Here is a 12,400-nt window from a genome sequence, read left to right as displayed (position 1 = left end):
CGGATTTCTTTAATCCAAGTCTAACGGGTGATTCCAGAAATATACCATCATTCAGAGTGGGAAAAGTCACAAAACTATGCCCAAATGCTCACGTTCACAGTAAAGTAAACGTAAAACCACAGAAAAGCCACTGATTGGATGGCCTCTTTATGTCCGATCGGGGGCATTCAGACACGGTCTGATGACCGTTTGAAAACGAAACGCGTACTCTTAGGAGCGAAGAAACATGAAGACAACGTAAAACCAACGAATCAAGCGCAGACTCAGCGTGAACCAGACGTGAAAGGACAAGTGACACAGACATGTATGCAGAGGAACGACGGAGACAAATCGCTTCTCTCACCGCCGTTGAAGGCCGCGTCAGCGTCACAGACTTGTCCGAACGATTCTCAGTAACAGCAGAAACGGTTCGTCGAGACCTTGCTCAACTCGATCGGGAAGGCGCTATCCATCGCGTGCACGGCGGTGCTGTGGCGTCCACCAATTTCCAGACATTAGAGCTGCCCATCGACAGTCGCGCAAGGGCCGCGTCCGGCGCTAAGGCCGCTATCGGCCGAACCGCAATGGATTACCTCCCACCACAAGGTGCGGGCATTTTTCTTGACGCGGGGACAACAACAGCGGTCTTGGCTAATCACATCGCGGATTTGTCGTCGGGACGCGGATGGCCCATCGTCACCAACTGCCTTCCCATTGCGATGAATCTGGCAAGCCGGAACTTAACCGATCTTCAGCTACTCGGTGGCCAAATTCGTGCGATTACCCAAGCCGTTGTGGGCGATACTGCGCTGCGTACGCTCGCGCTCATGCGTGCTGACGTGGCGTTTATTGGCACGAACGCGCTGACGATTGACCATGGCTTATCGACGGCTGACCCCCAGGAAGCAGCTGTCAAGAGAGCCATGATCACTAATGCCAATCGCGTCATCGCCATGTGCGATTCGTCGAAATTTGGCCGTGATTATCTGGTCAGCTTTGCTGCACTGAGTGATATTGACGTTCTCATCACTGACTCTGCCGCCCCGGAAAGTTTCCTTTCCCAACTTCGCGAACATGAGATCGATGTCGTCGTTGCACAGTAAGCGCGTGTAAAAGAACTCGACGCTTTTACGAACACAGCAACTTACAAACACAACAACGATGTCGATCCACCGCCACCACGTCTAGAGGAATAATGTCTTCACACTCATCATCGCCGACTCCACAAGAAGGCGAAACACACGATGGCTCTAGTCCATCCGGCATTGAAGCATTAGATAGTCAGTCCTTGCGAATCCCCGACAATGCTGTCGTCACAGTGACCCCTAATCCCTGCATGGATCGCACGGCTGCAATATCCACCCCACTTGATCGAGGTGGAGTAAACAGGATCACTGACGTTACCGATGTACCAGCCGGCAAAGGCATCAACGTAGCGATGGCTACCTACAGGGCCGACGAACCAACCGTCGCCATTGCCCCGGCATCTGTAGGCGATCCCTTTACTTCTTTAGTTCATAAAACAGGTCTCAGTTTTGTACCGACGCCAGCTGACCATCCCGTCCGCGTCAATCTCACTGTCGCGGAACCCGATGGCACGACAACGAAACTGAATGAGCCAGGCAACCCTCTTGAGCAAGATCACGTCGACACACTGACCCGAGTGATTTCGCAGGTCGCGCAGCGTGCATCATGGATCGTTCTCTCTGGTTCACTGCCACCTGGACTGCCTACATCGTGGTACGCCGACATGGTCGGAGCGATTCGTAAGAGCGCCGACGGGCACGACGTCAAAATAGCGGTCGACACGTCAGATAAACCGCTTGAGGAACTCGGTGCCCGGATGCTGAAGGACCCGGCTGTGGCCCCCGACCTCCTGAAACCTAATGGTTTCGAAATCGGCCAGATCCTCGGCCTCGACGGGAAAAACATTGAACATGAGGCATCGCAGGGAAATCTCAAGCCCGCGACAGAAGCTGCGCGGCTTTTGGTTGACCACGGCGTGCGTTATGTCCTGCTCACACTCGGTGCGTCGGGCGCGGTCTTAGCTACCCAACAAGGGACCTGGTATGCCTCTCCGCCTCCTATCACTCCGGTGAGTACTGTCGGAGCGGGTGATTCAAGCTTGGCCGGCTTCATTATCGGTATCCAAAGTAGCGGTCACAGTAACGGAACGAGCTCAGCTACAGACAGTTCAGTTGAGAAAACTGCACTTCAATACGCTGTAGCCTACGGCTCTGCGGCAACGTCGCTGCCCGGAACGACAATCCCCTTCCCCTCCCAAACACAACCTGAATCCGTCACCGTCATGGCTGGCGCTGAAGCAACAGCCTTGAAAGGAGTGTCATGACATCATCGAGCGGTTCCGGATCTACTCCGAACAAACCGACACAAAAAGAAACAGCACCAGCGGAGGGAACGCAGGCGAACTCCTCGGAGCCACCAGTAATTACCCCGGAGCTCATCATGCTCGACGTGGCTCCTGGTGACACCAAGGAAGCCGTTATTAAGGCTTTGGCTTCACATGCGACGGTGGCCGGTCGCGCTGACGACGCCGAGGGGCTTACCTCCGACGCCTTGACTCGTGAATCGAAGTCAGCCACGGGTGTCCCTGGCGGCGTGGCAATTCCACACTGCCGCACCAGCCATGTCGAAGTTCCGACGCTGACCTTCGCGCGTCTCTCGAAGCCTGTTGACTTTGGTTCGGCCGATGGCCCCGCCGACCTGGTTTTCCTCATTTCCGCTCCGATGGGCGGAGGGAAAGCGCACCTGCGGATCCTTTCGAAATTAGCCCGAAGCTTGGTTAAGGCCTCCTTCCGGGACTCGCTGCGCGAAGCATCCGACGAGAAGGACGCAGCCCAGCGCATCCTTGACACCTTGGCTGCCAAGCCGAAGAAGAAGTCCGCATCAACCGCGTCGGCAAACAAGAGTGCAGACGCGGCTGCGGCAGGTAGCGCTGCGGGTTCGACGCCCGTCGGAGCAGCGGGAGCATCAGCTCACAGCGCCGACAGCAGCGGTAACGCTGGCGGATCCGGACAGGCTGTCACCCACCTTGTCGCGATTACAGCGTGCCCGACCGGTATTGCGCACACCTACATGGCTGCGGATTCTCTGTCGCAGACGGCCGACGCACGCGACGATGTCGAGATCACGGTTGAGACTCAGGGATCGTCGGGAGTCACTCCCCTTCCCTCCGAGGTCATTAAGAATGCGGATGCCGTCATCTTTGCAACTGATGTTGGGGTCAAGGATCGGGAGCGTTTCGCTGGCAAACCGGTGATCGAATCTGGCGTTAAGCGGGCTATTGATGAACCCGCCGTCATGATCGATGAAGCCATCGCGGCATCGAAAGACCCCCATGCACGCCGCGTTAAGGGGAAAGCGTCATCGTCGGCTGAGAGCTCTCAAGAAGAGGGTGAGGGCCTCGGCTGGGGTAAGCGTATTCAGCAAGCCCTGATGACCGGCGTGTCGTACATGATTCCCTTCGTGGCAGCAGGCGGCCTCCTCATGGCGCTGGCCTTCGTGCTGTCTGGTGCGGATATCGCCAAGGTTTACGAAACCGTCGTTAACCACAATGCTCTCTGGAACCTTCCTGGGCAGCACATTACTGTCGACGGTGAAACGTACAACTTCAGCCAGGCTCCTCTACTGATCTATCTTGGTGCTGTATCGGCCTATGTCGGCACACTGGGTATGAACTTCCTCGTTAGTGCTCTATCGGGGTATATCGCCTATGCTCTCGGTGGTCGGCCGGGTATCGCTCCAGGATTCATTGGCGGTGCCGTGTCCGTCGCTGTGGGCGCAGGGTTCATTGGTGGCCTGTTCACCGGTCTCATCGCTGGTCTCATCGCAATGTGGTTCAACACGCTTAATCCGCCACGGTGGCTAGCAGGGTTGATGCCTGTTGTGATCATTCCTCTGGTGGATTCACTGATCACTGGCTTCGCCATGTTTATCCTGCTGGGACGCCCAATCGCCTCGCTGATGGACGCTCTGCAGCACGGGCTGAACTCGATGTCTGGCTCGTCCGCGGTTCTCCTCGGAATCATCCTGGGTCTCATGATGTGCTTCGACCTCGGTGGCCCGATCAACAAGGCAGCGTACTTGTTCGCCACGGCGGGCCTGAATGTCGACGATCCTGCGTCGCTGAAGATCATGGCTGCTGTCATGATTACTGGTATGGTTCCGCCTCTGGCCTTGGCTCTTGCTACGACTCTGCGTCCTAAGCTCTTCAATAAGGCGGAGCAGGAAAACGGAAAGGCGGCATGGTTGCTAGGCCTGTCCTTCATTTCTGAAGGCGCTATCCCCTTCGCCGCTGCGGACCCGCTGCGCGTGATTCCGGCTACGATGCTCGGCGGCGCAGTCTCCGGGGCTATCTCGATGGCAGCTGGCGTTGAACTGATGGCTCCTCACGGCGGTGTGTTCGTGATTTTGGCCGTCACCCACGTTCTCATGTTCTTCGTCTCACTGGTCGTTGGCGTGGTCATCGCTGCGGCTGGTGTCATCGCCCTGAAAACGTGGTGGCCCGTAAAGACGCGCGATGCCGCGAAATCGCCGGCGTCGTCAGCACCGTCAGCGCAGAACAAAGAGGTTTCCGCCAAAACCACAGCGTAAAGCCGAAGCTCGGCCATTACACTGACATTGGCTTAAAGATTGGGCGGGTGCACGCTAAACAACAAACCAGCGATACTTCCCAATCACCAGATACGGAAAAGGCTGTGACACATGGCACTTTCCGTATCTGAACTACCACACTTGCAGCAACTTATCCGCTACGATAAGTACCGCTGTAGAAATAAATAAAATGCTTTGTGCAGGAGGACTTTAAGTCCGTTATTCTGGCACAAGAGGATCCCGATGATCCACACCTTGTTTTGATTAACAGAAAGGTTCACTTATGGCTTCCACAACCGTGACTGTCGGTTCTACCGTTGGTCTTCACGCTCGTCCCGCAGCTGTTATCGCCGAGGAAGCATCTAACTATGATGACGAGATCTTGATCTCGCTTCCCGACGATGATGATGCAGAACCTGCCGACGCCGCTTCTTCCCTCATGATTATGGCCTTGGGCGCTGAGCACGGTGACACCGTGGAAGTTTCGTCTGAGAACGCCGAAGCTGTCGAGAAGATTGCGGCCATGGTCTCGCAGAACCTCGATAACGAATAATCCACTAGTTGTCGGGACCGCCATTGTGCGGTGACCAACGGCACTATTGATGGGGATGACCGAATATTTCTGGTCATCCCCATTTTTTAATACTGACGCTGGCTGGCATCCTGCCCTTCCCCAACGTGCTCGAAAAGATAGCGCAATAGCGGATAACCAACGATAATTCCCACTGATCCCCACGCGATGCCTTCAATATCCACTGACCCCACCCGCAATGTGAGATTTCCTATCCCCGCTATTAATGCCACTGCGGCCGCGGTCAGATTGACGGGATTGGTAAATCGAACATTGTTATCTTGCCAAATACGAATTCCAAGCATTCCGATCATGCCGTATAAGACCATGGTCGCACCGCCCAAAACTCCCGTGGGAATAGTGAACACTAAAGCGCCGAACTTAGGAATAAAGGCAAGAATTATTGCGGTCGCAGCAGCAACCCAATACGCAGCCGTCGAATAGACTCTCGTAGCCGCCATAACACCAATGTTTTCGGCATAACTGGTTGTACCCGATCCGCCGCAGAATCCTGCCACCGTCGTCGCGATACCGTCAGAAAATAAAGCCTTCCCCGCTAAGTCATCCATATTTCTTCCCGTCATCGCAGAAACAGCCTTCACATGACCGACATTTTCTGCGATTAACACAACGACGACGGGGATCGTCGAGATAACGATTCCCGTGTGAAAAACGGGAGAATGGAATTGTGGGAAACCAATCCATGCGGCATTCTCTATCGTCTCTGAGGTACCTGGCGCTAAATTACCTGTCAGCGACGCGAAAACCCATCCCACAACGACACCAAAAAGAATTCCTAGCCGCGCGATCATCCCCCGGCCCGCCACAGTGAAGAGCAGAATAGCCGCCAGAGTGACGCCGGCGACTAATGGCTGTTTTTGCACGTTGGATGTGGCGGCAGGGGCCAGATTCAAACCGATGAGTGCGACGATTGCTCCCGTGACGGGCGGAGGCATCACGGCACCGAGGGCGTGTTGTCCCACGGCCATCACAACGAGCCCCACGACAGCGAGCGCTAATCCTGCGGCAAGCACGCCGCCCAGCTGGGCAGACAGCCCTGCGCTATGTGCAGCGGTCAACGGAGCAATAAACGCAAATGAGGACCCTAAATATGAAGGAAGGCGATTCCTCGTGATGAGGAGAAATGCCATCGTCCCCAGACCGGAGAACAACAGGGTGGTATTGACGGGAAACCCTGTGAGGGTGGGGACTAGAAGCGTCGCCCCGAACATGGCAATAACGTGTTGCATCCCCACGCCGATAGTTCGAGGCCAACTTAATCGCTCATCTGGTGCCACGACAGCACCAGGCCGGGATGTTTTTCCGTCACCATGCACGGACCACGGTAAAAGACTCTTTTTTGCGCTCACGCTTTCTTATTATTCAACCTGAGCAGTTAGACCCTTACCATGACCCCTATCAACACGGTCACGCTCCTGTAAGCAAAGAAAATTATGAGTATTCGTCCGCTTGAATAAACTCTTTCACCTCTTGAGCAATACGAGCAGGAACGCGTACATCAAGGACAGTGCCCTCGGTATCGTATTGTTCGTCGATAACGGTTCCATACTCATGGACTTTCGCTACGATGTCACCACGGGTGTATGGGACATGAAGCCTCACATGGGTATCCAGAGTGTTTAAGAACAGTTCGATTCGTGATGCGAGTTCATCGAGATTCTCGCCGGTCTTCGCTGACACGAAAACAACGTCGTCAAGCTCGTGGCGAAGCTGTGCGAGCACAATAGGGTCAGCCTGATCTATTTTGTTCACAACAATGATTTCAGGCGGCATGGTCTCGGCCCCACTGTTGCGAACGTCGGCAAGAACCTCGTGAACTGCAGCTATTTGCTTCAGCGGGAAGGGATCGGAACCATCCACAACATGAAGCACCAAGTCTGCCGACGCAACTTCCTCCAGGGACGATCGGAACGCCTCCACCAGCTGTGTGGGCAGGTGCCGAACGAACCCAACGGTGTCCGAAAAGATCACTGCCCGGCCGTCGGCAAGTTCTGCACGACGTGTCGTGGGGTCCAAGGTGGCAAACAGGGCATCCTCCACCAGCACCCCTGCTCCGGTGATGGCATTGATTAGCGAGGACTTTCCAGCGTTCGTGTACCCGGCAATCGCGATTTGCGGAGTGGTGGAGTTATCCCGCCGATCTCGCTTAATTTCGCGAGCGGTCGTCATGCTCCGCAATTCTGCGCGCAAACGAGCCATATCTTTACGCAGCCGTCGGCGGTCGGCCTCAATCTTCGTTTCACCAGGACCACGGAGGCCAACACCGCCATTAGAGCCGGCACGTCCACCCGCCTGCCGGGACATCATATCGCCCCAGCCACGGACTCGTGTATAAAGATATTCCATCTGAGCGAGGGAGACCTGCGCTTTTCCCTCTTTGGACTTCGCATGCTGAGCGAAAATATCGAGAATCAGCATCGTGCGGTCAATAACCTTGACATCGAGCTGTTTTTCTAAAGCGATGAGCTGTCCCGGGCTTAGTTCACCGTCGCAAATCACTGTATCTGCGCCCAGTGATCGGACCGAGTCACGGAGCTCAGCGACCTTGCCGGATCCGATGTACGTGCCCGCATCGGGCTTCTCGCGCCGCTGATAAAAAGACTCGAGGACCTCAGATCCGGCTGTCTCCGCGAGGGCACGGAGTTCTTCGAGATTTGCTTCGAATTCAGCGGTCGTCCCGGAGGTCCATACGCCGACCAGAATGACTCTTTCTAGCCGCAGCTTTCGATATTCGACGTCATAGCCGTCGGATTGCTCCGTGGTGTGAGCTTGGCTACCGCGCGACAGCGCACGGAGTTCGTCACGCTCGCTAAGGTCGAGTTCGCCCGCGGTGGGCATGTGCGCATGGCGAACTCTTGTGTCGTTATGTAGGCCTCCCCCGCGTCGGCCATGGTCATCGGTGAGGTGAGTGTCGTTGTCCAAATAAGACGGATAATTATGTGAACGTTCAGTCATTGCTCACAAGTGTCTCACGACTAGCCCTCACGCGGTAGTGCGTTCGCTATAGGCTGATGAACCTGGCGTGCATGGACTATGCCCACACAGGTCACGACTCTATACCTAGTGCCGGCCCGCGGAGCTAACAGCTTCAGGCACAGCCGACGTGGACGCAGCCGGCCAGCAGTGTGGGCGACGGGTTAAGACCAGCGCAACCGGACCCGTTCCGCCGATGTGCGATCCGCATCCAGCCCCTCCATCGGCCTTACCCAATGGGCAGGATGAACATCCCCCGCCGGGGCAGGATGTTCCCAGTGGCTTCTTGGTTAACCAGCCCATGCGTTCGAGGTGCTCGATGGAAGCATCGACGGTAGTTCGGGCAAGGCCCGTGTTTTCAGCGATCCGTGACCGGTCAACGGCCCCAGAGGCAATAGCGTCACGAACCATGGCAAGCGGACCTTGTGAAGCCGACGATGCCGATGCACGCCCGGAGGAGTCACCCCGCGAAGGTAGGCGTCGCGATAAATCTCGTTCTCGACGAAACAGCATTGCTATCACTGCTCTCACGAATCAATGTAGAGGAAATGATCTAGAAGAAAAGACGTAGTGCCTGGAACGTGATGACGGCCAAAGCCCAGGCCACTGTCAGCTGTATGGCTATCCCCACCAACGTCCATTTCAACCCGATTTCTCTCTTTTGGGCAGCCAGTGTAGCCACGCATGGAGTGTACGCCAACAGGAAGACCATGAAGGCCCACACTGCCGGGTACGTGTGACCACCTGACGAGTGGTTAAAGTCTTCGCGAATGGCCTGAGCCAGCGCAGAGTGCCCCTGGTCCACGGCATCTTCATCCGACGGGTCCTGCAGGGCGTATGTCTGAGCCCACGACGAAATCACTGCTTCCTTGGCGACGAAGCCCGTAATCAGCGGACCGGACAGCGACCAGGAATCGAAGCCAGCCGGGGCAAACACAGGTGCCACTGTTTGCGATACCGCGCCGTAGACCGAATCCTGCGGGTCGAGTTCGTCGTCACCCCAGCTGTGACCGCCGACGACGGGAGTCGACTGCAGCAGCCACACGACGATGACCGTCGCGACGATGATCCCGCCAGCCGTGTGCAGGAACCCTTTCAAACGCATCCACATGGCGGACAGTGCCAACCGGGGCACTGGCAACTGGTACACCGGCAAGTCGATGACAAGCGGTTCCGAACCCATACGCCGCCACAAAGTGTTTTTGATCAGCAGCCCTGTGAGCACAACCAGCGCGATAGAGATGACGTACATGGCGAACACAACAGAACCACTGTTGTGGGGGAAGAAGGTCGCGGCCAGCATGACGTACACGGTCAGCCGGGCGGAACATGACGTGAACGGCACAAGCAGAGCAGTCAAAATACGTTGACGAGCGTTGCCCAAAACCCGTGTTGCGGAAATGGCCGGAACGTTGCATCCAAATCCCACGATCAGCGGGATGAAGGCCTTACCTGGCAGGCCAATCGCTCGCATGAGTCGGTCCGCAACTACTGCGGCACGAGCCATGTAGCCCGAATCCTCCAGCACAGCCAGGCACAAGAACATTAACGCCATCAGCGGCGCGAAGGTCAGAACCATTCCCACGCCACCGATAAGACCGTCGATAATCAACCCGTGAACAAACGGATAGTCAAGTCCCAAGGCCTGAAGTAAGGATGTCGCCCCATCACTGACGGGACCGCTGAAAAAGTTATCCAGCCAATCCTGCAGAGGCGCGGCCACCGTCGTCGTGATTTCAAAGACGCACCACATAGCCGCGAGGAAAATAAGCGGCCCTGCGATGGGATTAAGAACAACGCGGTCGATTTTTTCCGAGACGGACCGGGTGTGATCGTTATGGATCGTTGCCTTCGAGACGGCTTTGTCAATCCAGCTGAAACGTGCGTCGGAAACAGCCAGCTCTCGGTCCGGCCCCTCTAATTCATCGGGAATGTGCTGGCAACACATTGGCCGAACGGTATCGGCAGGCATCTGTAGCTGCCTTTCAACTGCGGATGCCAATTCACCGACGCGACGTTTACGCGGATCGACCGCTACGACGGGAACCTGAAGCTTCCGCGACAGCACATCAGGGTCAATCTCAAACCCCTGGTTTAGCGCAACATCGCCCTTGGTGAGAACGACAACCATACGATACGGGTGCTCGGCTACTTGAGCCGCGAGATAGAGGCCACGCGAAATCGTGGCGGTATCTGCAACGACGATGACCAGATCCGGCCGCTCCTCCACGTCACGTTCCAAAAGGAGTTCACGTGTGAGAGCTTCATCAGGGCTCATCGGGTCGAGAGAGTAAGCACCCGGAAAATCGATCACGTCATAGACTGTTTCACCCGAGCCGTGTGACGTCTCGGAGTGGTGTCCGCCCTTTGTCAATTCTTCTGCCTTCGGCTCCTCGTGCTCGCTGGAGCAGTGAGGGCATGCATCTGCCGAATCGACCTGAACGGAACCCGCGTGCTCATCACACGTATCTGCGTGATCGAGAGCGCTGTGCTTGTCCTTCTTGACTTTCCATGCACCGCGAGACACCGAGACGGTCGTTCCCGGCCAGTTGCCCATTTTGGCTTTCGCGCCGGTAAGAGCGTTGAACAAGGTTGACTTGCCGGCATTCGGCGCACCGACGAGCGCGATGACTGGTGAGCCCTTCGGAGCCATGGCCGTTCCGTGGCTTTCGCAGTGACATGATGGTGCGTCGGCGAATTGTGTTGTGAGGTCCTTGGTAGATGTGGACGTCGCCGTGCTGGACGTTGCGACACCGCCCTCCGTCTGAGGACCTAAAGAGTCATTCATTTTTTCCTCCGAGAATCCCCTACCGTCATGGGGAAATGACCTCTATGACGAGGTCGAGATGGCAATGTGCTTGAGAGTAAAAGCATCGAGCGCGTATCGAGCGTCAAGAACCTTCACGATGCGGCCCCCGCCTGCGGCGTTTTGAGCCACATGAACGGTAGTACCTTCGCGCAACCCCAGTTCACGGAGTCGACGAGCAAAAAGGACATCGACGTCGGAACCCACGATTGTTGCGGAATGTCCTGGTGGCACGTCGTAAAGAGTGCTCATGGCGGGCGAAGAAGTAGTTGCGTGACGGTCCGAGCGACTCATGGAAATCTTTCCCATTCCAGGTCTCCTCATCGGCGTGCACCATGCACTACCTTTCACAGTGCACGGGGACCGCATTTCCATACTTGCCAGAGAGAGGGAGCCATCTGGAAGGCTCACCGAGGGGTGGTCTGCGGGTGGTTGTCCTCGGTCTGGTTTTCCTTAACTTATTTCCAGGTCTATCAGAATTGTGGTTCCGTTCGGCCTATAACAGTTTTCATGGTAGCACGACACAAACGGGCATAAACAAAAAAATGAGGGAAACAAACAAACACTGTGAGCAAACCCGTGAACGGCTGAATTCATAAGAGAGCTAGAATCGACTTCTATGAGCACACCTACCGAAACCCCCGCTGACTCCCAGACTGCGGGAGCACGCACCACCACGGGGCTCACAGCACTTGGAATGGGGGGCGTCCCCTGGCAAGAGCTTTTGGAAAAAGCCTACTCAACCGGCACTTTGTCTGTCACCGGTGAACTATCAGGTGGACAATTGCTCGCGTTTAATGACGCCAGTGGAGCACAGTTATTCATCCTTGCCGCCCCACCGTATGCCGCGTATGCCGGCTTCGATGCATTGACCGAATGCGAAGCAGAAATATCGATGTTATCCGACGTCTTGGCGCTGCTCAGCGTTCATGACGACGAGGGCAGCATTGTGTGTGACATTGCTGCCAACCTCGCCCAAGGTCCGCTTCTGGTTGATGAACCCACCCAATTGGGAACGGTCAATCTTTCTGCTCTTGGTGTTGATACCCACGTCTACTCCGACGAAAAAGCGTTCTCCGACGCCGGCGGAGCAACGACCGGTTTTGTTATCTCGCACGGTGCAGCCGTGGTCAATGCGGGATCGGGCGATACCGAGCCGTCAGCCGCAGGTGACGTATCACTCGTCGTGACATCCGCAGAAAAACGGACGAATGGACTCACGGGCGAATCATTCTGGCACGTCAATGTCGACGCCCCATTCCCCGTCGATCTGTGTCTTCCTGAATCTGCCGCCGAGAGCATCACTAAGGGCAATATTGTCGCTGGGCGAGTGCTATTCACAGCGTCCGTCGCGGCCGATACCAGCGCTGGCGGGTGCTGCGGTGGCGGAGGCGGCGGCTGTGGCTGCGGTGGCTGCGGATGTGGTGGCCATTAAA

At 56.1% G+C, this 12,400-nt stretch carries 10 protein-coding genes; 5 read left to right on the top strand and 5 right to left on the bottom strand.

Annotation, left to right across the window (positions count from 1 at the left end; genetic code table 11):
- Positions 1-302: 302 nt before the first annotated feature.
- The 4 genes from JMN36_RS01715 to JMN36_RS01700 all read left to right on the top strand — a co-directional run bounded on the left by JMN36_RS01715 (position 303) and on the right by JMN36_RS01700 (position 5,146).
- A complete protein-coding gene (locus JMN36_RS01715) occupies positions 303-1,082 on the top strand; it encodes a DeoR/GlpR family DNA-binding transcription regulator (RefSeq protein ID WP_012731729.1) in 780 nt (259 codons plus the stop codon).
- A 92-nt stretch (positions 1,083-1,174) separates the two neighbouring features.
- Positions 1,175-2,329, top strand: a complete 1,155-nt coding sequence (locus JMN36_RS01710; protein WP_221923727.1) for a 1-phosphofructokinase family hexose kinase — start codon at positions 1,175-1,177, stop codon at positions 2,327-2,329.
- Entirely contained in the window at positions 2,326-4,593 is a 2,268-nt protein-coding gene (locus JMN36_RS01705) for a PTS fructose transporter subunit IIABC (RefSeq protein ID WP_221923726.1), read from the top strand. The genes JMN36_RS01710 and JMN36_RS01705 overlap by 4 nt, the downstream gene beginning before the upstream one ends.
- 283 nt (positions 4,594-4,876) lie before the next feature.
- Positions 4,877-5,146, top strand: a complete 270-nt coding sequence (locus tag JMN36_RS01700) for an HPr family phosphocarrier protein (RefSeq protein ID WP_221923725.1) — start codon at positions 4,877-4,879, stop codon at positions 5,144-5,146.
- A gap of 86 nt (positions 5,147-5,232) precedes the next feature.
- Here the strand turns inward: JMN36_RS01700 and JMN36_RS01695 are convergent, their stop codons facing one another.
- From JMN36_RS01695 to JMN36_RS01675, 5 genes are all read right to left on the bottom strand, one after another.
- A complete protein-coding gene (locus tag JMN36_RS01695; protein ID WP_221923724.1) occupies positions 5,233-6,534 on the bottom strand; it encodes a uracil-xanthine permease family protein in 1,302 nt (433 codons plus the stop codon).
- 82 nt (positions 6,535-6,616) lie between these two features.
- On the bottom strand, positions 6,617-8,023 hold the full coding sequence (hflX, locus tag JMN36_RS01690) for a GTPase HflX (protein WP_236881947.1): 1,407 nt from the start codon (positions 8,021-8,023) through the stop codon (positions 6,617-6,619).
- 222 nt (positions 8,024-8,245) lie between these two features.
- Positions 8,246-8,671: a FeoC-like transcriptional regulator gene (locus JMN36_RS01685; RefSeq protein ID WP_221923722.1), complete on the bottom strand. Its 426-nt coding sequence runs from the start codon at positions 8,669-8,671 to the stop codon at positions 8,246-8,248.
- Between the two features lie 40 nt (positions 8,672-8,711).
- Positions 8,712-10,811, bottom strand: a complete 2,100-nt coding sequence (gene feoB / locus JMN36_RS01680; protein ID WP_370659542.1) for a ferrous iron transport protein B — start codon at positions 10,809-10,811, stop codon at positions 8,712-8,714.
- Positions 10,812-10,988: 177 nt separating this feature from the next.
- Positions 10,989-11,273: a FeoA family protein gene (locus JMN36_RS01675; RefSeq protein ID WP_221923720.1), complete on the bottom strand. Its 285-nt coding sequence runs from the start codon at positions 11,271-11,273 to the stop codon at positions 10,989-10,991.
- A gap of 310 nt (positions 11,274-11,583) precedes the next feature.
- Here JMN36_RS01675 and JMN36_RS01670 point away from each other — a divergent pair, with 310 nt between their 5' ends.
- Positions 11,584-12,399 carry a hypothetical protein gene (locus tag JMN36_RS01670; protein ID WP_221923719.1) on the top strand — a complete coding sequence of 272 codons (816 nt, stop codon included), beginning with the start codon at positions 11,584-11,586 and terminating at the stop codon, positions 12,397-12,399.
- The last annotated feature ends 1 nt before the right edge of the window (position 12,400 follow it).

The organism is Corynebacterium pseudokroppenstedtii, assembly GCF_019754945.1.
GTDB lineage: Bacteria > Actinomycetota > Actinomycetes > Mycobacteriales > Mycobacteriaceae > Corynebacterium > Corynebacterium pseudokroppenstedtii.
The sequence above is the reverse complement of the archived record's forward strand: the minus strand, read 5'-3'. Positions and strand labels throughout refer to the sequence as shown.